This is a genomic window from Blastococcus sp. OS1-29 (assembly GCF_057628075.1).
In genome coordinates this window covers 388,299-408,372 of record NZ_JBXXJK010000004.1, presented here as the reverse complement: position 1 = coordinate 408,372, position 20,074 = coordinate 388,299, and the positions used below count along the sequence as shown (strand labels likewise).

Sequence of the window (20,074 nt, the reverse complement as noted above, 5' to 3'; positions counted from 1 at the left end):
GGACGGCGGGTTGTCCCGCCGTCCGGCGGCCGGGCTCAGAGCTGCTCGGTCTCCTGGTAGGAGCCGTCGCTGTACTCGACGTCGGAGTACTCGGCCGAGCCCTGGTAGGCGTCGGTCTCGTAGCCCTCGTCGTAGCTCTCGATCGAGGTGGGGATGAACCCGGGCGGGCTGTCCTTGAGCGCGAGACCCATGGCGGCCAGCTTCATCTTGACCTCGTCGATCGACTTCGCGCCGAAGTTGCGGATGTCGAGCAGGTCCGCCTCGGAGCGGGTGACGAGCTCACCGACGGTGTGCACGCCCTCGCGCTTGAGGCAGTTGTAGGACCGGACGGTGAGGTCCATGTCCTCGATCGGCATAGAGAAGTTCGCGATGTCGGCGGCCTCGGCCGGGCTGGGCCCGACCTCGATGCCCTCGGCGTCGACGTTCAGCTCGCGCAGCAGGCCGAACAACTCCACCAGGGTCGAGCCGGCGGACGCGATGGCGTCGCGCGGCGCGATCGACGGCTTGGTCTCGACGTCGACCACGAGGCGGTCGAAGTCGGTGCGCTGCTCGACACGGGTGGCCTCGACGGCGTAGGTGACCTTGAGGACCGGCGAGTAGATCGAGTCGACCGGGATACGGCCGATCTCCTGGCCGGGCTGCTTGTTCTGCGGGGCCGGCACGTAGCCGCGGCCGCGCTCGACGACGAGCTCGATCTCCAGCCGACCCTTGCCGTTCAGCGTGGCGATGTGCAGGTCGGGGTTGTGCACCTCGACACCGGCCGGGGGCGCGATGTCGGCGGCGGTGACCTCACCCGGACCCTGCTTGCGCAGGTACATGGTCACCGGCTCGTCGGAGTCGGAGCTCACCACCAGGCCCTTGAGGTTCAGGATGATCTCGGTGACGTCCTCCTTGACGCCCGGCACGGTGGTGAACTCGTGCAGGGTGCCCTCGATGCGGATGCTGGTGACAGCAGCGCCGGGGATCGAGGAGAGAAGCGTGCGACGCAGGGAGTTGCCGAGGGTGTAGCCGAAACCGGGCTCGAGGGGCTCGATGACGAACCGCGAGCGCGACTCGGTGATCGCGTCCTCGGTGAGGGTGGGGCGCTGTGCGATGAGCATGGTGGTTCTCCTTCTGGTCCTCCGGCACCCGCCATATGACGCCGTGAGGGGGGTGGTGCAGGTCCCGGCGGGCATCTGTCCGCCCGCCGGGACCGGTGGTGCTGTTACTTCGAGTAGAGCTCGACGATCAGCTGCTCCTGGACCGGGGTGTCGATCACCTGGCGGGCCGGGATGCTGTGCACGAGCACACGCAGCTGGCTGCTGATGACCTCGAGCCACGCGGGCACGGGGCGCTCGCCGGCGCGGGCCTGGGCGATCTCGAACGGCAGCATCGTGCGGGACTTCTCGGCCACCTCGACGATGTCGTTAGCGCTCACGCGGTACGAGGGGATGTCGACCTTGCGGCCGTTCACCCGGATGTGGCCGTGGCGGACCAGCTGGCGCGCCATGTCGCGGGACTCGGCGAAACCGGCCCGGTAGACCACGTTGTCCAGCCGCGACTCGAGGATCTGGAGCAGAACCTCACCGGTCTTGCCGGTCTTGCGGTTGGCCTCTTCGTAGTAACCGCGGAACTGCTTCTCCAGCACGCCGTAGATGCGGCGGGCCTTCTGCTTCTCGCGAAGCTGGAGCAGGTACTCGCTGTCCTTGGTGCGGCCACGGCCGTGCTCGCCCGGCGGGTAGGGCCGGATCTCGATCGGGCACTTCGGGGACTCGCACTTGCTGCCCTTGAGGAACAGCTTCATCTTCTCGCGCCGGCAGAGGCGGCAATCGGCTCCGGTGTAACGGGCCACGTCAAATACTCCTGTTTCGTCTCGTCAGTGACCGGTCAGACCCGGCGGCGCTTCTTGGGGCGGCAGCCGTTGTGCGGCTGCGGCGTCACGTCCTGGATCTGTCCGACCTCGAGGCCGGTGGCCTGTAGGGAGCGGATGGCCGTCTCGCGACCGGAGCCCGGGCCCTTCACGAAGACGTCGACCTTGCGCATGCCGTGCTCCTGCGCCTTGCGCGCGGCGCTCTCGGCAGCCATCTGCGCCGCGAAGGGCGTGGACTTGCGCGAGCCCTTGAAGCCGACATGGCCGGCGGAGGCCCAGCTGATCACGTTCCCGTTCGGGTCGGTGATCGACACGATCGTGTTGTTGAACGTGCTCTTGATGTGCGCGGCGCCGTGGGCGACGTTCTTCTTCTCCTTGCGGCGGACCTTCTTGGCACCAGCCGCGGTGCGAGCCCTGGGAGGCATGTCTCTCCGGATCCTCTGTGTTTCGTGGCCTAAGTGAGGTGATGGAACGGCCACCCTTCAAGGGCCCGCGCCGAGCGTGCGAGGCGCGGGGGGAAGGGTGGTCCTTCTACTTCTTGCCGGCCTTCTTCTTGCCGGCGATGGTCTTGCGCGGGCCCTTGCTCGAGCGCGCGTTCGTCTTGGTGCGCTGACCGTGGACGGGCAGTCCGCGACGGTGGCGCAGGCCCTGGTAGCAGCCGATCTCCACCTTGCGGCGGATGTCGCCAGCAACCTCACGGCGCAGGTCACCCTCGACGCGGAAGTGCTCGTCGATGTAGTCACGCAGCTTCAGCAGGTCCTCGTCGCCGAGGTCCTTGACGCGCAGGTCGGGGCTGACGCCCGTCGCGGCCAGGGTCTCCTTGGCGTGGTGCTTGCCGATGCCATAGATGTAGGTGAGCGCGATCTCCATCCGCTTCTCGCGGGGCAGATCGACACCAGCCAGTCGTGCCATGTTCAGGTACTCCCTCAGCCCTGGCGCTGCTTGTGCCGGGCGTTGTCGCAGATGACCATGACCCGGCCGTGCCGGCGGATCACCTTGCACTTGTCGCAGATCTTCTTCACCGACGGCTGGACCTTCACCGGTGCCGCCCCTCATTCCTCAGATCGTGTGCCGTTGACATATGTCTGCCCGCGCTGCCTTCCGGGCGTCGCGCGAGCCGGCGGTTACTTGTAGCGGTAGACGATGCGACCGCGCGTCAGGTCGTAGGGCGAGAGCTCCACGACCACGCGGTCCTCGGGCAGGATGCGGATGTAGTGCTGACGCATCTTGCCGCTGATGTGGGCGAGCACCCGGTGCCCGTTCTGCAACTCGACCCGGAACATCGCATTGGGCAGCGGCTCGACGACGCGACCCTCGACCTCGATGGCCCCGTCCTTCTTCGCCATGCCTGGAACGCGCTCCTTGACTCGGTGGTACTGATCCTCACGCGCCCACGGGGGAACCCCGACGGTTGCGCTCGGTGGTTGCAGAACAGGTGGTGCAGGCGCTCTCGCGAGGGCGTTCCGGTTCGTGCGGCCACAGCACTACCACGGAACGGCGCGAACGCCGTCGTTCACTGTACCCCGGCGCTGCGCAGCGATCCAACCCGCCCCGGTGAGGGGTGGGCTACACCCAGCGGCGCCGGCCGCTCAGGTGCGGGGCGTCACCCCGAACGGCGCGAGTCCCGCGACGCCGCCGTCCTCGGCGGTGAGCACCCAGGGGCCCTCGGGGGTGATGGCCACCGTGTGCTCGAAGTGGGCGGCCCGGGACCCGTCCTTCGTGACGACGGTCCAGCCGTCCTCCAGCTCGACCGTCGCCGGGTCGCCGAGGGTCACCATCGGCTCGATGGCCAGCGCCAGACCGGGAACCAGCTTGGGGCCACGCCCGGGCCGGCCGTAGTTCAGCACGTGGGGGTCCTGGTGCATCTCGGTGCCGATGCCGTGACCGCCGTAGTGGTCGACGATGCCGTAGGGATGCGTCTCGGCGGTGATGGCGTGCTCGACGGCGGAGCTGATGTCGGTCAGCCGGCCACCGGAGATCGCCCGCGCCAGCCCGGCCCACATGGACCGCTCCGTCACCTCGAGCAGTGCCGCGTCCTCGGCCGACGGCTCCCCCACCGTCACGGTGATCGCCGAGTCGCTGTGCCAGCCGTTCAGGATCGCGCCGCAGTCGATCGAGATGTTGTCGCCGGCCGCCAGTTTCCGGTCCCGGTTCGGGATGCCGTGCACGATCTCGTTGTTGATCGAGGCGCAGATCGTCCCGGTGAAGCCGTGGTAGCCGAGGAAGTTCGGGATCGCGCCGGCGGAGCGGATGTGGTCCTCGGCGATGGCGTCCAGCTCGCCGGTGCTGACCCCGGGCGCGACGGCCGAGCGCACCGCCTTCAGCGCACCGGCGGTGACCAGCCCGGAGGCGCGCATGAGCTCGATCTCGTGCGCCGTCTTGATCTGGATCATGCGTCCACTCCACTTCGCGAGCAGCGGCACGCGGGCCAGCAGTCCGCCCGTCATGCGCTCCCCACCGTTCAGTCCGAGCTCGACTGCCCGGGGTCCTCCACCCCGAGCGCCTGGAGCGCCCGGGCGGTGACCTCGTCGACCTCACCGATCGCGTCGATGCGCGAGAGCAGGCCCTCGGTCTCGTAGAAGCCCGACAGCGGGGCGGTCTGTTCCCGGTAGACGTGCAGCCGGTGCCGCACCGTCTCGGGCTTGTCGTCGTCGCGCTGCACCATCTGCCCGTCGATCAGCACCCGGCGCCCCGAGAGCCGGCGGACCAACTCGTCCTCGTCGACGACGAGCTCGAGGACCCGGCGCAGTTCCTGTCCGAGGTCGGCCAGCGACTCCCGCAGCTGCTCGGCCTGGGCGATGGTCCGCGGGAAGCCGTCGAGGAGGAACCCGGCCTTGGCATCGGGCTCGGCCAGCCGGTCCTTGACCATCGCGACCGTGATCTCGTCGGGGACCAGGTCACCGGCGTCCATGTAGGTCTTGGCCTGCCGGCCCAGCTCGGTCTGCCCGCTGACGTTCGCCCGGAAGATGTCGCCGGTCGAGATGGCCGGGACGCCGAGACGCTCGGCGATGATCTGCGCCTGGGTGCCCTTGCCCGCTCCGGGAGGGCCCAGCAGCACGACGCGCACTACTTCAGGAACCCTTCGTAGTTGCGCTGATTGAGCTGTGTCTCGATCTGCTTCACCGTCTCCAACCCCACTCCGACCATGATCAGCACCGCGGTGCCACCGAACGGGAAGTTCTGGTTCTGCCCCTGCTGCGTGAGCGACAGGAACAGGTTCGGCAGCACGGCGACCACGCCCAGGTAGATCGAACCCGGCAGGGTGATCCGCGACAGCACGTACTGCAGGTACTCGGCGGTGGGCCGGCCGGGACGGATACCGGGGATGAAGCCGCCGTAGCGCTTCATGTCGTCGGCCCGCTCCTCGGGGTTGAACGTGATCGACACGTAGAAGTACGTGAAGAACACGATCAGCGCGAAGTACAGCGCCACGTGCACCGGGCTGCCCTGGTCGATGACGTAGTTCTCGAAGAACTGGCGCACCTTGCCGGTAGAGGTGCCCTGGAGCTGGGTGATCAGCTGCGGCAGGTAGAGCAGCGACGAGGCGAAGATGACCGGGATGACGCCGGCCTGGTTCACCTTCAGCGGCAGATACGTCGACGTGCCGCCGTACATCCGGCGGCCCACCATCCGTTTGGCGTACTGCACCGGGATACGCCGCTGGGCCTGCTCGACGTAGACGACCGAGCCGATGACCACCAGCGCGAAGGCGCAGATGACGGTGAAGACGAGGCCGCCGCGGCTCTGCAGGATCTGGCCGCCCTCGGCGGGGATGCGGGCCGCGATCGAGGTGAAGATCAGCACGGACATGCCGTTGCCGATCCCCTTCTCGGTGAGCAGCTCGCCGAGCCACATGATCATCGCCGTGCCGGCGGTCAACGCGACGACCAGGACCACCGTCGTCCACACCGAGTCCGACGGGATGATCGGGTCGGGGCAGCTCGGGAACAGCTGGCCGCTGCGGGCCAGCGCGATGATGCCGGTGCTCTGCAGGATCGCGAGCCCGATGGTCAGGTAACGGGTGTACTGGGTCAGCTTGTTCTGACCCGACTGCCCTTCCTTCTTCAGCTGCTCGAACCGCGGGATCACGACCACCAGCAACTGCACGATGATGCTGGCCGTGATGTACGGCATGATGCCGAGCGCGAAGACGGACAGGCGCAGCAGCGCCCCACCGGAGAACAGGTTCACCAGCGAGTAGATGTCGCGCTGGTCGGACGCCTGCGCCCTCTCCAGGCAGCTGTTGATCGCCTTGACCGACACCCCCGGGCCGGGCACGGACGCACCCAGCCGGTAGACGGCGATCATCGCCAGGGAGAACAGCAGTTTGCGCCGGAGGTCTGGCGTCCGGAACGCCGCGGCGAACGCCTGCAGCACGTGCCCTCCCCTAGTCGGTCCTGTGAGTGTAAGGACCCCCCTGCCCCCCGCCGCTCGCAGGCTCGCGGCGGGGCCCTGAGGAGGGCCGGGGCAGAGGGGTCCTTCGTACTAGATGACGCTGGTGCTGCCTCCGGCGGCACCGATCTTCTCGGCAGCCGACGCGGAGAACGCGTGCGCCTGGACGTCGACCTTCACGCCGCCCAGGTCACCGGTGCCCAGCACCTTGACCGGCTGGCCGCGGCGGACGGCGCCGGCCTCGGCCAGCGCATCCGGGTCGATGGAGCCGCCCTGCGGGAACAGTGCCGCGATCCGGTCGAGGTTGACGACCTGGAAAACGACCTTGTTGTTGTTCTTGAAGCCCGAGAGCTTGGGCAGCCGCATGTACAGCGGGGTCTGCCCACCCTCGAACCGGGCGGAGGTGTTGCCACGAGCGCCCGTGCCCTTGGTGCCGCGACCGGCGGTCTTGCCCTTGGATCCCTCACCACGACCGACTCGCGTCTTGGGGGTGTGGGCGCCGGGGGCCGGACGCAGGTGGTGAACCTTAAGAGTCATGGTGTGTCATCCCTCATACTTCTTCGACGGTGACCAGGTGCGGCACCGTCGCGACCATGCCGCGGATCTCGGGACGGTCCTCCTGGACGACCGAGTCGTGGATGCGCTTGAGCCCCAGCGAGCGCAGCGTCTCGCGCTGGTTCTTCTTGCGCCCGATCGCCGACTTGACCTGGGTGACCTTGAGCTGTGCCATGTCAGACCCCCTGGCCCGCACGCGCACGGAGCATGGCGGCCGGGGCGACGTCCTCCAGCGGCAGACCACGGCGGGCCGCGATCTCCTCGGGGCGGACGAGGTCCTTCAGCGCCTGCATCGTGGCGTGCACGATGTTGATCGGGTTCGAGGAACCCAGGCTCTTGGACAGCACGTCGTGGATGCCGGCGCACTCGAGCACGGCGCGCACCGGACCACCGGCGATGACACCGGTACCGGGGCTGGCCGGCTTGAGCAGCACGACACCGGCCGCCGCCTCACCCTGCACGGGGTGCGGGATGGTGCTGGCGATGCGCGGCACGTTGTAGAAGTGCTTCTTGGCCTCCTCGACGCCCTTGGCGATCGCCGCGGGCACCTCCTTGGCCTTGCCGTAGCCGACGCCGACCTTGCCGTCGCCGTCACCCACGATCACCAGGGCGGTGAAGCTGAAGCGCCGACCACCCTTGACGACCTTGGACACGCGGTTGATGGCAACCACGCGCTCGATGTAGTTGCTCTTCTCGGCAGGCGCGCCACCGGGGCCCCGCCCGCCGTCACGACGGTCGCGGCGGTCGTTACCGCCGCCGGCGCCGCCGCCGCGTCGCTGTGGTCCTGGCATCAGACGTCCCTCTCGATCAGCTTGTCAGTCATCAGAAGTCCAGCCCGCTCTCACGAGCCGCATCGGCCAGGGCGGCGATCCGCCCGGCGTACCGGTTGCCGCCACGGTCGAGGACGACCGCGGTGACGCCGGCAGCCTTGGCCCGGTCGGCGATCAGGGCGCCGACCTGGCGGGCCAGGGCGGACTTGTCGCCCTCGGCACCCCGCAGGCTGGAGTCCATCGTCGAGGCGCTGGCCAGCGTGCGGCCGGAGGTGTCGTCGACCAGCTGCACGTGGATGTGCCGCGAGCTGCGGTTGACCACCAGGCGCGGACGCTCCGGCGTACCCGAGACGCGCTTGCGCAGCCGGTTGTGGCGACGCAGCCGCGAGACGCGGCGCGCCGTGCTGACGTCGGTGCCGACGGGCTTGCGGGCCCCGGCCTTCTCGTTCTTCGTTGCCTGAGCCATCACTTGCCCGTCTTCCCGACCTTGCGCTTGACGACCTCGCCCTGATACCGCACGCCCTTGCCCTTGTAGGGGTCGGGCTTGCGGAGCTTGCGGATCTTGGCCGCGACCTCGCCCACCTGCTGCTTGTCGATCCCGCTCACGCGGAAGCGGGTGGGCGCCTCGACCGTGAAGGTGATGCCCTCCGGCGCCTTGATCGGCACGGGGTGGCTGAAGCCCAGGGCGAACTCGAGGTCCGAGCCGCGCGCCTGGACGCGGTAACCGACACCGACGATCTCGAGGGTCTTGGTGTAGCCCTCGGTGACGCCGGTGATCATGTTCGCGATGAGCGTGCGCGAGAGCCCGTGCAGGGCACGGCTCTCGCGCTCGTCGTTCGGCCGCTGCACGAGCAGCGTGCCGTCCTCCTCGCGCGACACGGTGATGGGCGCCGCGACGGTGTGGCTCAGCGAGCCCTTGGGGCCCTTGACGTTGATCGTCTGGCCGTCGATGGCGACGTCCACACCACCGGGCACGGCGATCGGGAGTCGTCCGATCCGTGACATCTTCGCTCGCCCCTTACCAGACGTAGGCGAGGACTTCCCCACCCACGCCCTTCTTGTTCGCCTGCTTGTCGGTCAGCAGTCCGGTGGACGTCGAGATGATCGCGACGCCCAGACCACCGAGCACCTTGGGCAGGGAGTTCGACTTCGCGTACACGCGCAGACCGGGCTTGGAGACGCGCCGGACACCGGCGATGCTCCGCTCGCGGTTCGGGCCGTACTTCAGGTCGATCACGAGCTGCTTGAAGGTGCTGCCGTCCTTCTCGACGTCGTTGACGGTCCAGCCGGCGATGTAGCCCTCCTGCTGGAGGATCTCGGCGATGTGCGTCTTCAACTTCGACGACGGCATGGCAGCCGAGTCGTGATACGCCTGGTTGGCGTTCCGCAGACGCGTGAGCATGTCCGCGATCGGGTCGGTCATCGTCATGTCAGGTGGTGCCTCTCTCGCCGCGGTTCCTCAGGCGCTGGGTCTCGGAGACTTGGCGCGTGGGCCTTCGGCGATCGGTGATGCCTGGGTGGTGCAGGTCGGTTGTGTTACCAGCTGGACTTGCGGACGCCGGGGAGCTCCCCTGCGTGCGCCATCTCCCGCAGGCAGATCCGGCACAGGCCGAACTTGCGGAAGACCGAGTGCGGACGACCGCACCGCTGGCAACGGGTGTATCCGCGGACGGCGAACTTGGGCTTGCGGTTCGCCTTCTCGATCAGAGCCTTCTTGGCCATTGGTTTCTCCTACCGGCTCAGCGGATGGTGGCCACGACGGGCTGACCGGCGAAGGGGAACCCCAGCTGCCGGAGCAGCTCGCGGCCCTCGTCGTCGTTCGTGGCGGTGGTGACCAGCGTGATGTCCATGCCGCGCTGCCGGTCGATGCGGTCGACGTCGATCTCGCGGAACATCGACTGCTCGTTGAGACCGAAGGTGTAGTTGCCGTGGCCGTCGAACTGCTTGGCGGACAGCCCACGGAAGTCGCGGATACGGGGCAGGGCCAGCGACAGCAGCCGGTCCAGGAACTCCCACATGCGGTCGCCGCGGAGGGTGACCTTCGCGCCGATCGGCATGCCCTCGCGCAGCTTGAACTGCGCGATGGACTTGCGGGCCCGGACGACGGCCGGCTTCTGACCGGTGATCGCGGTGAGGTCGCGGACGGCGCCGTCCATCAGCTTGGCGTCGCGAGTGGCCTCGCCGACGCCCATGTTGACGACGATCTTCGTCAGGCGGGGGATCTGCATGACGTTGTCGTAGTTGAACTCCGACTGCAGTGCCGGCGCGATCGTCTCGCGGTAGTGGGCGAGCATGCGGGGCAGCTCGCGGGTGGGTGCGCTCATGGCGATCAGAGGTCCTTACCGGTTCGCCGCGAGACGCGCACGCTGCGGCCGTTGTCGTCCTTGCGGTAGCCGACGCGGGTGGGCTTGTCCTCGGAGTCGATCACCATCACGTTGCTCACGTGGATGGGCGCCTCCTGCGTGACGATCCCGCCCTGCTGGGCCCCGCGCTGGGTGGAGCTGATGCGGGTGTGCTTCTTGACCCGGCCGACACCCTCGACCAGCACGCGCTGGACCTTGGGGAAGGCGGCGATGACGCGCCCCTTGGCGCCCTTGTCCTTGCCGGACAGCACCAGGACGGTGTCGCCCTTCTTGACCTTCATCGACGGCGTCTTCTTGTTGTCAGCCATGTTCACAGCACCTCCGGCGCGAGCGAGATGATCCGCATGAAGCGCTTGTCGCGGAGCTCGCGGCCCACGGGGCCGAAGATGCGCGTACCGCGCGGGTCGCCGCTGTCGCGGATGATGACCGCGGCGTTCTCGTCGAAGCGGATGTAGGAGCCGTCCGGACGACGGCGCTCCTTCACGGTGCGGACGATGACGGCCTTGACCACGTCACCCCGCTTGACCCCTGCGCCGGGCAGGGCGTCCTTCACGGTCGCGACGATGATGTCGCCGATGCCCGCGTAGCGTCGCCCCGAGCCGCCGAGCACACGGATGCAGAGGATTTCCTTTGCACCGGTGTTGTCGGCGACACGCAGTCGCGACTCCTGCTGGATCACGTCCAACTCCCAAATACTCTGTGGTGACAGCCGGGCCGGAACGGTGAACCGGCTGTCCGATCACTCGCGTGCGGACGCACCGACAGCGTGGTGCCGTCGGTGCGTCCGAGCACGGGAGACCGGGATGTGGCGCGCACGCGCGCCGGTCGTCCAGGATACTCGTACCCCCAGCGGCCCCGCAGGGCCGCCCCTTGCTGGCTTACTTCGCCTTCTCGAGGACCTCGACCAGCCGCCACCGCTTGGTGGCCGACGTGGGCCGGGTCTCCATGATCTGCACGCGGTCACCGACGCCGGCAACCCCCTGCTCGTCGTGCGCCTTCAGCTTGCTCGTCCGGCGGATGACCTTGCCGTACAGGCCGTGCTTCACGCGGTCCTCGACCTCGACGACGATGGTCTTCTCCATCTTGTCGCTGACGACCAGGCCCTCGCGCACCTTGCGGTACCCGCGACCGGCCAGGCCGGGCCCACTGGAGGCCTGGCTAGCTTCCTGGGTCTCGCTCATGCCACACCCTCGTTCGGGGCGACCGAGAGACCCAGCTCGCGCTCGCGCTGGATCGTGTAGATCCGGGCGATGTCGCGGCGGACGGTCTGCAGTCGCCGGTTGTTGTCCAGCTGGCCGGTGGCCACCTGGAAGCGCAGGTTGAACAGTTCTTCCTTGTGCTCACGCAGCCGCGCGGCGAGCTCGTCCACGGACAGCTCGCGCAACTCCGGAGCGGTCAGACCGGCGGCCATCACACTTCTCCTTCACGCGTGATGAAGCGGCACTTCATCGGGAGCTTGTGGATCGCGCGGCGCATGGCCTCGCGGGCCACGGGCTCGGCGACGCCCGACAGCTCGAACATGATCCGGCCGGGCTTGACGTTGGCGACCCACCACTCGGGGGAACCCTTACCGGAACCCATGCGGGTCTCGGCGGGCTTCTTGGTCAGCGGACGGTCCGGGTAGATCGAGATCCACACCTTGCCGCCACGCTTGATGTGACGGGTCATGGCGATACGGGCGGACTCGATCTGACGGTTCGTCACGTAGGCGGGCTCGAGGGCCTGGATGGCGTACTCACCGAAGTTGATCGCCGTCCCGCCCTTGGCCTTGCCGCCGCGGTCGGGGTGGTGCTGCTTGCGGTGCTTGACGCGCCGTGGGATGAGCATGGCTCAGCTCTCCGTGTTCTCGGTGGCCGTCGTCTCGACCGCGGGGGTCTCGACGGCCGGCGTCTCGACGACGGGCGCCTCGACGACCGGGGCCTCCACGACGGGAGCCTCGGACGAGGGGGTCTCGGCAGCGGCGCGGCCGGCCTCGGTGCCGCCGGCGGTGGTGCCGGACGAGCCGGACCGACGCTGCGGACGCTGCGTGCGCTCGCGACGCTGCTGGCGCTCGGCCAGGGCCTCGAGGGCGGCGCGCTCGGCGCGGGAGCCGCTCACGTCACCCTTGTAGATCCAGACCTTGACGCCGATGCGGCCGAAGGTGGTCCGGGCCTCGTAGATGCCGTAGTCGATGTTCGCGCGGAGCGTGTGCAGCGGCACCCGGCCCTCGCGGTAGAACTCCGACCGGCTCATCTCCGTGCCGCCCAGGCGTCCGGAGCACTGCACCCGGATGCCCTTGACCTGCGGGCTGCGCTGGGCCGACTGCATGGCCTTGCGCATGGCGCGACGGAAGCTGACGCGGCTGGACAGCTGCTCGGCCACACCCTGCGCGACCAGCTGCGCATCCGACTCGGGGTTCTTGACCTCGAGGATGTTCAGCTGCACCTGCTTGCCGGTGAGCTTCTCCAGCTCGCCGCGGATGCGGTCGGCCTCCGCCCCGCGACGGCCGATGACGATGCCCGGCCGGGCGGTGTGGATGTCGACGCGGACCCGGTCACGGGTGCGCTCGATCTCGACCTTGGAGATGCCGGCCCGCTCCATGCCCTTGGACATGAGCTTGCGGATCGCGACGTCTTCCTTGACGTAGTCCTTGTACAGCTTGTCCGCGTACCACCGGGACTTGTAGTCGGTGGTGATCCCGAGCCGGAACCCGTGCGGGTTGACCTTCTGACCCACTAGCGGGTCCCTCCCCTCGTGTTGCTCTTCTGCTGCTGGGTCGCCGGGCCCGACTGGCCCGTGTCCCGACGCGCCTTGCGCGACTTCTGCGCGAGCTCGGCGCTGGTGGCGACCTCGCTCACCTCGACGGTGATGTGGCTGGTCCGCTTGTTGATGCGGAACGCCCGGCCCTGCGCACGCGGACGGATCCGCTTGAGCGTGGGGCCCTCGTCGACGTAGGCGGCGCTGACGACCAGCGCGGCCGGGTCCAGCTGCAGGTTGTGCTCGGCGTTGGCCACCGCGCTGGCGACCACCTTGGCCACCGGCTCGCTGGCGCTCTGCGGCGCGTAGCGCAGCAGAGCCAGAGCCTCATCGGTCGGCAGGTAGCGGATCAGGTCCACCACCCGGCGGGCCTTCATGGGGGTCACGCGGACGAACCGGGCCGTAGCCCGGGCGACCGGCGCCTCCTGTCCCAACTGGGAAGTCATCTGAATCTCTCTCTACCTGGTCAGCCCCGCCGCGAGCGGCGGTCGTCCTTGATGTGCCCACGGAAGGTGCGCGTGGGCGCGAACTCGCCCAGCTTGTGCCCGACCATCGCCTCGGTCACGAAGACCGGGACGTGCTTGCGACCGTCGTGCACGGCCAGCGTGTGGCCGAGCATGTCCGGGATGATCGTCGAGCGACGCGACCAGGTGCGGATCACGTTCTTGGTGCCCTTTTCGTTCTGTGCGTCCACCTTCTTGAGCAGGTGGTCGTCGACGAACGGGCCCTTCTTCAGGCTGCGTGGCATGTCTGTCGGCTCCTATCCCGCTCAGCGCTTCTTGTTGGCGCGCCGGCGGCGCACGATCAGGGCGTCACTGGCCTTCCGCTTGCGCGTCCGGCCCTCCGGCTTGCCCTTCGGGTTCACCGGGTGGCGACCACCGGAGGTCTTGCCCTCACCACCACCGTGCGGGTGGTCGACCGGGTTCATGGCGACACCGCGGACGGTCGGGCGCTTGCCCTTCCACCGCATGCGGCCGGCCTTGCCCCAGTTGATGTTCGACTGCTCGGCGTTGCCCACCTCGCCGACGGTGGCGCGGCAGCGCACGTCGACGTTGCGGATCTCGCCCGACGGCATGCGCAGCTGCGCGAAGCGACCCTCACGGGCGACCAGCTGGACGCTGGTGCCCGCGGACCGGGCGATCTTCGCGCCACCACCGGGACGGAGCTCGATGGCGTGAACCACCGTGCCGACCGGGATGTTCCGCAGCGGCAGGTTGTTGCCGGGCTTGATGTCGGCCGAGGGGCCGCACTCGACGGTGTCGCCCTGCTTCAGCCGGGCCGGCGCGATGATGTAGCGCTTCTCGCCGTCGGCAAAGTGCAGCAGTGCGATCCGCGAGGTGCGGTTCGGGTCGTACTCGATGTGCGCGACCTTGGCCGGCACGCCGTCCTTGTCCGCCCGACGGAAGTCGATCAGACGGTAGGCGCGCTTGTGGCCGCCACCCTGGTGGCGGGCCGTGACCTTGCCGTGGACGTTGCGTCCACCGCGGCCGTGCAGCGGTCGGACCAGCGACTTCTCGGGATGGTCGCGGGTGACCTCGGCGAAGTCGGCGACGCTGGAGCCGCGTCGGCCCGGCGTCGTCGGCTTGTACTTACGGATAGCCATTGCTGACTCAGTCCCTGTCTATATCTCTGGTCCGTTGGGTCCGGGTGCCGTCAGGCGCCCGGGCCCCCGAAGATCTCGATGCGCTCGCCGGGGGCGAGCGAGACGATGGCGCGCTTGGTGTCCTTGCGCTTGCCCATCTGCGTGCCCCGGCTGCGCTTGCGCTTGCCCGGGCGGTTGATCGTGTTCACGCTGTGGACCTTCACGTTGAAGATCTGCTCCACGGCGATCTTGATCTGGGTCTTGTTCGCCTCGGGCAGCACGATGAACGTGTACTGCCCGGAGTCGATCAGGCCGTAGCTCTTCTCGGAGATGACCGGGGCGAGCAGGACGTCCCGGGGGTCGCGGACGCTCATGCCTTCTCCTCGGTGGTCTCGTCAGCAGCCGCTGCCTTCTTGGCGGGCGCCTTCTTGGCGGCGGCCTTCTTCGCCGGAGCGTCGGCAGCTGCCTTCTTGGCCGGAGCCTTCTTGGCAGCCGGGGCCTTCTTGGCGGCGGCCTTCTTGGCCGGCGCCTCGGCAGCGGTACCGGTCTCGACGGTCCCCTCGCCCTCGGCGGGAGCGACCGACGGGACGCCGCCGGGGATCTCGCGGGTGGCGAGGTCGGGAAGCCGGCGCCCCTTGCCCTTGGCCGGTCCGGCGACGTACTCGGCGAGCGCGGTCTCGGTGAAGACGACCTCGTCGGCCACCAGGACGTCGTAGGTGTTGAGCTGGCCGGCCTCGATGAGGTGCACGTGCGGCGCGTTGCGCAGGCTCACCCAGTTGAGGACGTCGTCCCGGTCGAGCACGACCAGGACCCGCTTGGCCTGCGTCACCGCGTTCAGGGTGGCGAGCGCGGCCTTCGTCTTCGGCGCGTCGCCGTCGACGAACGCGGAGACCACGTGCACCCGGCCCTCGCGGGCCCGGTCGGAGAGGGCACCGCGCAGGGCGGCGGCCTTCATCTTCTTCGGGGTCTTCTGCGTGTAGTCGCGGGGGGTCGGCCCGAAGACCGTGCCACCACCGGCGAACTGCGGCGCGCGGGTCGAACCCTGACGGGCGCGGCCGGTGCCCTTCTGGCGGTAGGGCTTGGCGCCACCACCGCGGACCTCGCCGCGCGTCTTGGTCGAGTGCGTGCCCTGACGTGCCGCGGCCAGCTGGGCGATGACGACCTGGTGCATCAGGGAGACGTTCGCGTTGGCGTCGAAGAGGTCACCGGGCAGCGTGACGCTGCCGGAGGTCTCCCCCGCCGGGGTGCGGACGTCGACCTGGCGGTCGGTACGCGTCTCGGTGGATGAAAGCGTCACTTCTTGTCACTCCCCACGGGGCCGCCCTTGACCGCGGAACGGACGAGGAGCAGGCCACCCTTCGGACCGGGAACGGCGCCCTTGATGAGCAGCAGCCCGCGCTCCGTGTCGACCTTGTGCACGACCAGCGAGAGCGTCGTCGTCTTCACGTGACCCATGCGGCCGGCCATCTTCAGGCCCTTGAACACGCGACCGGGGGTCGACGCGCCACCGATGGAACCGGGCGACCGGTGCTTGCGCTGGGTGCCGTGCGACGCGCCGAGGCCCTTGAAGCCGTGACGCTTCATGACGCCGGCGGTGCCCTTGCCCTTGCTGGTGCCGATGACGTCGACCTTGGCCACGCCGTCGAACACCTCGGCGTTCAGCTCCTGACCGACCGTGTACTCGCCGGCGTCCTCGGTGCGGAGTTCCACCAGGTGCCGCCGCGGCGTGACGCCCGCCTTGGTGAAGTGCCCACCCTCGGGCTTGTTCACCTTGCGCGGGTCGATCTCACCGAATCCGAGCTGGACGGCGGAGTAGCCGTCGACCTCGGGGGTGCGCACCTGGGTCACCACACACGGGCCCGCCTTGACGACGGTCACCGGCACGAGGCGGTTGTTCTCGTCGAAAACCTGGGTCATCCCCAGCTTCTCGCCGAGGAGACCGCGAAATGTGCTCGCCATGTCTGCTGACTGCCCTTACTGAATGTTGACGTCGACCGAGGCCGGCAGGTCGATGCGCATGAGCGCGTCGACCGTCTTCGGCGTCGGGTCGAGGATGTCGATGAGCCGCTTGTGCGTGCGCATCTCGAAGTGCTCGAACGAGTCCTTGTACTTGTGCGGCGAACGGATCACCGCGTACACGTTCTTCTCCGTCGGCAGAGGCACCGGGCCGACCACTCGCGCTCCGGTCTTGGTGACCGTCTCCACGATGCGTCGCGCCGAGGCGTCGATGGCCTCGTGGTCGTAGGCCTTCAGCCGGATGCGGATCTTCTGTCCCGCCATCGCTGTCTTCTGCTCCTGCCGATCGGTTGTGAAAGTTCGAGTGGGTCTGCTGACCCGGTGACGGGCGGCGGCCTGGACCGGCCGCCGCCCGCCGGGGGTGTTACTTGAGGATCTTGGTGACGCGGCCGGCGCCGACGGTGCGGCCACCCTCACGGATGGCGAACCGAAGGCCCTCCTCCATGGCGATGGGCTGGATCAGCTCCACCGTCATCTCGGTGTTGTCGCCGGGCATGACCATCTCGGTGCCGGCGGGCAGGGTCACCACGCCGGTCACGTCCGTCGTCCGGAAGTAGAACTGGGGACGGTAGTTGTTGAAGAACGGCGTGTGACGGCCACCCTCGTCCTTCGAGAGGATGTAGACCGAACCCTCGAAGTTGGTGTGCGGGGTGATCGAACCGGGCTTCACGACGACCTGGCCGCGCTCGACGTCCTCGCGCTTGATGCCACGGAGGAGCAGCCCGACGTTGTCACCGGCCTGACCCTGGTCGAGCAGCTTGCGGAACATCTCGACGCCGGTGACGGTCGTCTTCGTCGAACCCTCGCGGATACCGACGATCTCGATCTCCTCGGAGACCTTGACGATGCCACGCTCGACGCGACCGGTGACGACCGTACCGCGACCGGTGATCGTGAAGACGTCCTCGACGGGCATGAGGAACGGCTTGTCGATCTCACGCTCGGGCTCGGGGATCGCGGTGTCGACCGCGTCCATGAGCTCCATGAGCTTGTCGCCCCACTCCTTGTCGCCCTCGAGCGCCTTGAGCGCCGAGACGCGGACCACGGGGACGTCGTCGCCCGGGAACTCGTACTCGGAGAGCAGCTCGCGGACCTCGAGCTCGACGAGCTCCAGGATCTCCTCGTCGTCGACCATGTCGGCCTTGTTGAGGGCCACGACGATGTAGGGGACGCCGACCTGGCGGGCCAGGAGGACGTGCTCCTTGGTCTGCGGCATCGGGCCGTCGGTCGCGGCGACCACCAGGATCGCGCCGTCCATCTGGGCGGCACCGGTGATCATGTTCTTGATGTAGTCGGCGTGCCCGGGGCAGTCGACGTGCGCGTAGTGCCGAGCCTCGGTCTGGTACTCGACGTGCGCGATCGAGATCGTGATGCCGCGGGCCTTCTCCTCGGGCGCCTTGTCGATCGAGTCGAAGGCGGACGCCTCGTTGAGGTTCGGGAACTTGTCGTGCAGGACCTTGGTGATCGCCGCGGTGAGCGTCGTCTTCCCATGGTCGATGTGCCCGATGGTGCCGATGTTGACGTGCGGCTTGGTCCGCTCGAACTTGGCCTTGGCCACTGGGTTCCTCTCTCCGTGTCTTTCGCAGTCGTGCGCGTGTCTAGGGGGATTGCGGGCAGTGCTCGGGTGGTGCCGGGGCTATTCGCCCGTGACCTTGGCGATGATCTCCTTGGCCACGTTGGACGGAACCTCGGCATACGAGTCGAACACCATGGTGTAGCTCGCCCGTCCCTGGGTGCGGCTGCGCAGGTCGCCCACGTAGCCGAACATCTCCGAGAGCGGCACCAGGGCCTTGACGACGCGAGCGCCGGAGCGCTCGTCCATCGCCTGGATGGTTCCGCGCCTGGAGTTCAGGTCGCCGATGACGTCACCCATGTTCTCTTCCGGGGTGACGACCTCGACGGCCATCAGCGGCTCGAGCAGGGCCGGGCTGGCCTTGCGGGCGGCCTCCTTGAAGGCGATCGAGCCGGCGATCTTGAAGGCCATCTCCGAAGAGTCGACCTCGTGGTACGCCCCGTCGAGCAGGGTGGCCTTGACGCCGACCATGGGGTAGCCGGCCAGCACGCCGTACTGCATGGCGTCCTGCATGCCCTGGTCGACCGACGGGATGTACTCGCGGGGGATGCGCCCACCGGTGACCTTGTTCTCGAACTCGTAGGTCGCCGAGTCGCCGCCCATCTCGAGCGGCTCGATGGCGATCTGCACCTTCGCGAACTGGCCGGAGCCACCCGTCTGCTTCTTGTGCGTGTAGTCGTAGCGCTCGACGGCCTTGCGGATCGTCTCGCGGTAGGCCACCTGCGGCTTGCCGACGTTCGCCTCGACGTTGAACTCACGCCGCATGCGGTCGACCAGGATCTCCAGGTGCAGCTCGCCCATGCCCGAGATGACCGTCTGACCGGTCTCCTCGTCGAGGCGGACCTGGAACGTCGGGTCCTCCTCGGCCAGCTTCTGGATGGCCGTGCCCAGCTTCTCCTGGTCGCTCTTGGTCTTCGGCTCGATGGCCACCGAGATGACCGGCGCGGGGAAGGTCATCGACTCGAGGATCACCGGCTTCTGCGGGTCGCAGAGGGTGTCACCCGTGGTCGTGTTCTTCATGCCGTTGACGGCGACGATCTCGCCGGCGCCCACGCCCTGGCGCTCTTCGCGCTTGTTGGCGTGCATCTGGTAGATCTTGCCGACCCGCTCCTTGCGGTCCTTCGTGCTGTTCAGCACGGGGGACCCGGCGTCCAGCTTGCCGGAGTAGACCCGGATGTAGGTCAGCTTGCCCAGGTGCTGGTCGGTCTGGATCTTGAACGCCAGCGCCGAGAACGGCTCGTCCTCGTCGGCGTGGCGCAGGACCTCGGTCTCGCCGTCCAGCGCCGTGCCGACGATGGCCTCGATGTCGAGCGGGCTGGGCAGGTAGTCGGTGACCGCGTCGAGCATGGGCTGGACGCCCTTGTTCTTGAACGCGGAACCCGTCACGACCGGGTTGACCTGGCCGGCGATGGTCGCCTTCCGGATCGCCGCCTTGATGGTGTCGACCGAGATGTCCTCGCCGCCGAGGTAGGACTCCATGATCGAGTCGTCGAAGTCGGAGATGCCCTCGAGGAGCTTCTCGCGGTACTCCGCGGCCTGGTCGGCCAGCTCGGCCGGGATCTCCTCGACCGTGTAGTCCTCACCGAGCTTGGTCTCGCCGCGCCACGTGAGGGCCTTCATCTGGACCAGGTCGACGACGCCGATGAAGTCGGCCTCGGCACCGATCGGGATCTGCAGCACCAGCGGGTTCGCACCCAGACGCTCGACCATCATGTCGACGCAGCGGAAGAAGTTCGCACCGGTGCGGTCGAGCTTGTTGACGAAGCACATGCGCGGGACGCCGTACTTCTCGGCCTGCCGCCAGACCTGCTCGGTCTGCGGCTCCACGCCCGCGACACCGTCGTAGACGGCGACGGCACCGTCGAGCACCCGCAGCGACCGCTCCACCTCGACGGTGAAGTCGACGTGCCCGGGGGTGTCGATGATGTTGATGTCGTAGCCGTTCCAGGAGCACTTCGTCGCGGCGGACGTGATGGTGATGCCGCGCTCCTGCTCCTGCTCCATCCAGTCCATGGTGGCCGCGCCGTCGTGGACCTCACCGATCTTGTAGTTGATACCGGTGTAGAAGAGGATGCGCTCGGTCGTCGTGGTCTTGCCGGCGTCGATGTGCGCCATGATCCCGATGTTGCGGGTCTTGGCGAGCTCGGCCTTCTTGGCCATCTCTTACTCCTCTTTGTTTCGGTTCCGTGTGCGGGTGCCGGGGGTCGCCCGGGTGTCCCGCCGACGGCGGGCGCTGGT

General features: G+C 68.3%; 32 protein-coding genes. All 32 read right to left on the bottom strand.

Features of this window, described 5'->3' with window-relative positions; translation table 11 throughout:
• Positions 1-35: 35 nt before the first annotated feature.
• The 32 genes from AC2H4J_RS13090 to fusA all read right to left on the bottom strand — a co-directional run bounded on the left by AC2H4J_RS13090 (position 36) and on the right by fusA (position 19,996).
• Positions 36-1,100: a DNA-directed RNA polymerase subunit alpha gene (locus tag AC2H4J_RS13090; protein ID WP_487465304.1), complete on the bottom strand. Its 1,065-nt coding sequence runs from the start codon at positions 1,098-1,100 to the stop codon at positions 36-38.
• Positions 1,101-1,204: 104 nt separating this feature from the next.
• Complete coding sequence (gene rpsD / locus AC2H4J_RS13085) at positions 1,205-1,831, bottom strand: 30S ribosomal protein S4 (protein ID WP_487465303.1); 627 nt, start codon at positions 1,829-1,831, stop codon at positions 1,205-1,207.
• Between the two features lie 35 nt (positions 1,832-1,866).
• On the bottom strand, positions 1,867-2,274 hold the full coding sequence (gene rpsK, locus AC2H4J_RS13080; RefSeq protein WP_135131852.1) for a 30S ribosomal protein S11: 408 nt from the start codon (positions 2,272-2,274) through the stop codon (positions 1,867-1,869).
• A 106-nt stretch (positions 2,275-2,380) separates the two neighbouring features.
• Positions 2,381-2,761, bottom strand: coding sequence for a 30S ribosomal protein S13 (gene rpsM, locus AC2H4J_RS13075; protein WP_135158008.1), 381 nt, complete (start codon positions 2,759-2,761; stop codon positions 2,381-2,383).
• Between the two features lie 14 nt (positions 2,762-2,775).
• Entirely contained in the window at positions 2,776-2,889 is a 114-nt protein-coding gene (gene rpmJ, locus AC2H4J_RS13070; RefSeq protein ID WP_012950458.1) for a 50S ribosomal protein L36, read from the bottom strand.
• A gap of 84 nt (positions 2,890-2,973) precedes the next feature.
• Positions 2,974-3,195 (bottom strand): translation initiation factor IF-1, encoded by a 222-nt coding sequence (gene infA / locus AC2H4J_RS13065; protein WP_012950459.1) that lies wholly within the window; start codon positions 3,193-3,195, stop codon positions 2,974-2,976.
• Positions 3,196-3,438: 243 nt separating this feature from the next.
• The gene (gene map / locus AC2H4J_RS13060; protein WP_487465302.1) at positions 3,439-4,296 is read right to left on the bottom strand and encodes a type I methionyl aminopeptidase; all 858 of its coding nucleotides are present in this window, start codon (positions 4,294-4,296) and stop codon (positions 3,439-3,441) included.
• A gap of 14 nt (positions 4,297-4,310) precedes the next feature.
• Positions 4,311-4,916, bottom strand: coding sequence for an adenylate kinase (locus AC2H4J_RS13055; protein WP_487465301.1), 606 nt, complete (start codon positions 4,914-4,916; stop codon positions 4,311-4,313).
• The gene (secY, locus tag AC2H4J_RS13050) at positions 4,916-6,226 is read right to left on the bottom strand and encodes a preprotein translocase subunit SecY (RefSeq protein WP_487465300.1); all 1,311 of its coding nucleotides are present in this window, start codon (positions 6,224-6,226) and stop codon (positions 4,916-4,918) included. The genes AC2H4J_RS13055 and secY overlap by 1 nt, the downstream gene beginning before the upstream one ends.
• A 108-nt stretch (positions 6,227-6,334) precedes the next feature.
• Positions 6,335-6,778 (bottom strand): 50S ribosomal protein L15, encoded by a 444-nt coding sequence (gene rplO, locus AC2H4J_RS13045; RefSeq protein ID WP_487465299.1) that lies wholly within the window; start codon positions 6,776-6,778, stop codon positions 6,335-6,337.
• 13 nt (positions 6,779-6,791) lie between these two features.
• Positions 6,792-6,971: a 50S ribosomal protein L30 gene (gene rpmD / locus AC2H4J_RS13040; RefSeq protein WP_487465298.1), complete on the bottom strand. Its 180-nt coding sequence runs from the start codon at positions 6,969-6,971 to the stop codon at positions 6,792-6,794.
• Between the two features lies 1 nt (position 6,972).
• Positions 6,973-7,587, bottom strand: coding sequence for a 30S ribosomal protein S5 (gene rpsE, locus AC2H4J_RS13035; RefSeq protein ID WP_089336476.1), 615 nt, complete (start codon positions 7,585-7,587; stop codon positions 6,973-6,975).
• Positions 7,588-7,618: 31 nt separating this feature from the next.
• The gene (gene rplR, locus AC2H4J_RS13030; protein ID WP_487465297.1) at positions 7,619-8,032 is read right to left on the bottom strand and encodes a 50S ribosomal protein L18; all 414 of its coding nucleotides are present in this window, start codon (positions 8,030-8,032) and stop codon (positions 7,619-7,621) included.
• The gene (gene rplF / locus AC2H4J_RS13025) at positions 8,032-8,571 is read right to left on the bottom strand and encodes a 50S ribosomal protein L6 (RefSeq protein WP_487465296.1); all 540 of its coding nucleotides are present in this window, start codon (positions 8,569-8,571) and stop codon (positions 8,032-8,034) included. The genes rplR and rplF overlap by 1 nt, the downstream gene beginning before the upstream one ends.
• 13 nt (positions 8,572-8,584) lie before the next feature.
• A complete protein-coding gene (gene rpsH, locus AC2H4J_RS13020; RefSeq protein ID WP_487465295.1) occupies positions 8,585-8,989 on the bottom strand; it encodes a 30S ribosomal protein S8 in 405 nt (134 codons plus the stop codon).
• Between the two features lie 113 nt (positions 8,990-9,102).
• A complete protein-coding gene (locus AC2H4J_RS13015; protein WP_026857026.1) occupies positions 9,103-9,288 on the bottom strand; it encodes a type Z 30S ribosomal protein S14 in 186 nt (61 codons plus the stop codon).
• A gap of 17 nt (positions 9,289-9,305) precedes the next feature.
• The gene (gene rplE, locus AC2H4J_RS13010) at positions 9,306-9,890 is read right to left on the bottom strand and encodes a 50S ribosomal protein L5 (protein ID WP_487465294.1); all 585 of its coding nucleotides are present in this window, start codon (positions 9,888-9,890) and stop codon (positions 9,306-9,308) included.
• A 5-nt stretch (positions 9,891-9,895) separates the two neighbouring features.
• Positions 9,896-10,237 carry a 50S ribosomal protein L24 gene (gene rplX / locus AC2H4J_RS13005; protein ID WP_487465293.1) on the bottom strand — a complete coding sequence of 114 codons (342 nt, stop codon included), beginning with the start codon at positions 10,235-10,237 and terminating at the stop codon, positions 9,896-9,898.
• Between the two features lie 2 nt (positions 10,238-10,239).
• Positions 10,240-10,608 carry a 50S ribosomal protein L14 gene (gene rplN, locus AC2H4J_RS13000; RefSeq protein WP_487465292.1) on the bottom strand — a complete coding sequence of 123 codons (369 nt, stop codon included), beginning with the start codon at positions 10,606-10,608 and terminating at the stop codon, positions 10,240-10,242.
• 199 nt (positions 10,609-10,807) lie between these two features.
• Positions 10,808-11,110, bottom strand: coding sequence for a 30S ribosomal protein S17 (gene rpsQ / locus AC2H4J_RS12995; RefSeq protein ID WP_487465291.1), 303 nt, complete (start codon positions 11,108-11,110; stop codon positions 10,808-10,810).
• Positions 11,107-11,340, bottom strand: coding sequence for a 50S ribosomal protein L29 (rpmC, locus tag AC2H4J_RS12990; protein ID WP_487465290.1), 234 nt, complete (start codon positions 11,338-11,340; stop codon positions 11,107-11,109). The genes rpsQ and rpmC overlap by 4 nt, the downstream gene beginning before the upstream one ends.
• Entirely contained in the window at positions 11,340-11,756 is a 417-nt protein-coding gene (gene rplP / locus AC2H4J_RS12985) for a 50S ribosomal protein L16 (RefSeq protein ID WP_097182408.1), read from the bottom strand. Before rplP ends, rpmC begins: the two co-directional genes overlap by 1 nt.
• Positions 11,757-11,759: 3 nt before the next feature.
• Complete coding sequence (gene rpsC / locus AC2H4J_RS12980) at positions 11,760-12,644, bottom strand: 30S ribosomal protein S3 (protein ID WP_487465289.1); 885 nt, start codon at positions 12,642-12,644, stop codon at positions 11,760-11,762.
• The gene (gene rplV / locus AC2H4J_RS12975; RefSeq protein WP_487465288.1) at positions 12,644-13,111 is read right to left on the bottom strand and encodes a 50S ribosomal protein L22; all 468 of its coding nucleotides are present in this window, start codon (positions 13,109-13,111) and stop codon (positions 12,644-12,646) included. Before rplV ends, rpsC begins: the two co-directional genes overlap by 1 nt.
• A gap of 20 nt (positions 13,112-13,131) precedes the next feature.
• A complete protein-coding gene (gene rpsS, locus AC2H4J_RS12970; RefSeq protein ID WP_029340037.1) occupies positions 13,132-13,413 on the bottom strand; it encodes a 30S ribosomal protein S19 in 282 nt (93 codons plus the stop codon).
• A gap of 21 nt (positions 13,414-13,434) precedes the next feature.
• Positions 13,435-14,268, bottom strand: coding sequence for a 50S ribosomal protein L2 (gene rplB, locus AC2H4J_RS12965; protein ID WP_344686719.1), 834 nt, complete (start codon positions 14,266-14,268; stop codon positions 13,435-13,437).
• A gap of 50 nt (positions 14,269-14,318) precedes the next feature.
• Positions 14,319-14,621, bottom strand: coding sequence for a 50S ribosomal protein L23 (rplW, locus tag AC2H4J_RS12960; protein WP_487465287.1), 303 nt, complete (start codon positions 14,619-14,621; stop codon positions 14,319-14,321).
• Positions 14,618-15,544, bottom strand: a complete 927-nt coding sequence (gene rplD / locus AC2H4J_RS12955) for a 50S ribosomal protein L4 (protein ID WP_487465286.1) — start codon at positions 15,542-15,544, stop codon at positions 14,618-14,620. The genes rplW and rplD overlap by 4 nt, the downstream gene beginning before the upstream one ends.
• A complete protein-coding gene (gene rplC / locus AC2H4J_RS12950; protein ID WP_487465285.1) occupies positions 15,541-16,206 on the bottom strand; it encodes a 50S ribosomal protein L3 in 666 nt (221 codons plus the stop codon). Before rplC ends, rplD begins: the two co-directional genes overlap by 4 nt.
• 15 nt (positions 16,207-16,221) lie before the next feature.
• Positions 16,222-16,527, bottom strand: a complete 306-nt coding sequence (gene rpsJ / locus AC2H4J_RS12945) for a 30S ribosomal protein S10 (RefSeq protein WP_014377994.1) — start codon at positions 16,525-16,527, stop codon at positions 16,222-16,224.
• 100 nt (positions 16,528-16,627) lie between these two features.
• Positions 16,628-17,821 (bottom strand): elongation factor Tu, encoded by a 1,194-nt coding sequence (tuf, locus tag AC2H4J_RS12940; protein ID WP_487465284.1) that lies wholly within the window; start codon positions 17,819-17,821, stop codon positions 16,628-16,630.
• A gap of 78 nt (positions 17,822-17,899) precedes the next feature.
• Positions 17,900-19,996, bottom strand: coding sequence for an elongation factor G (gene fusA / locus AC2H4J_RS12935; protein ID WP_487465283.1), 2,097 nt, complete (start codon positions 19,994-19,996; stop codon positions 17,900-17,902).
• Between the last annotated feature and the right edge of the window lie 78 nt (positions 19,997-20,074).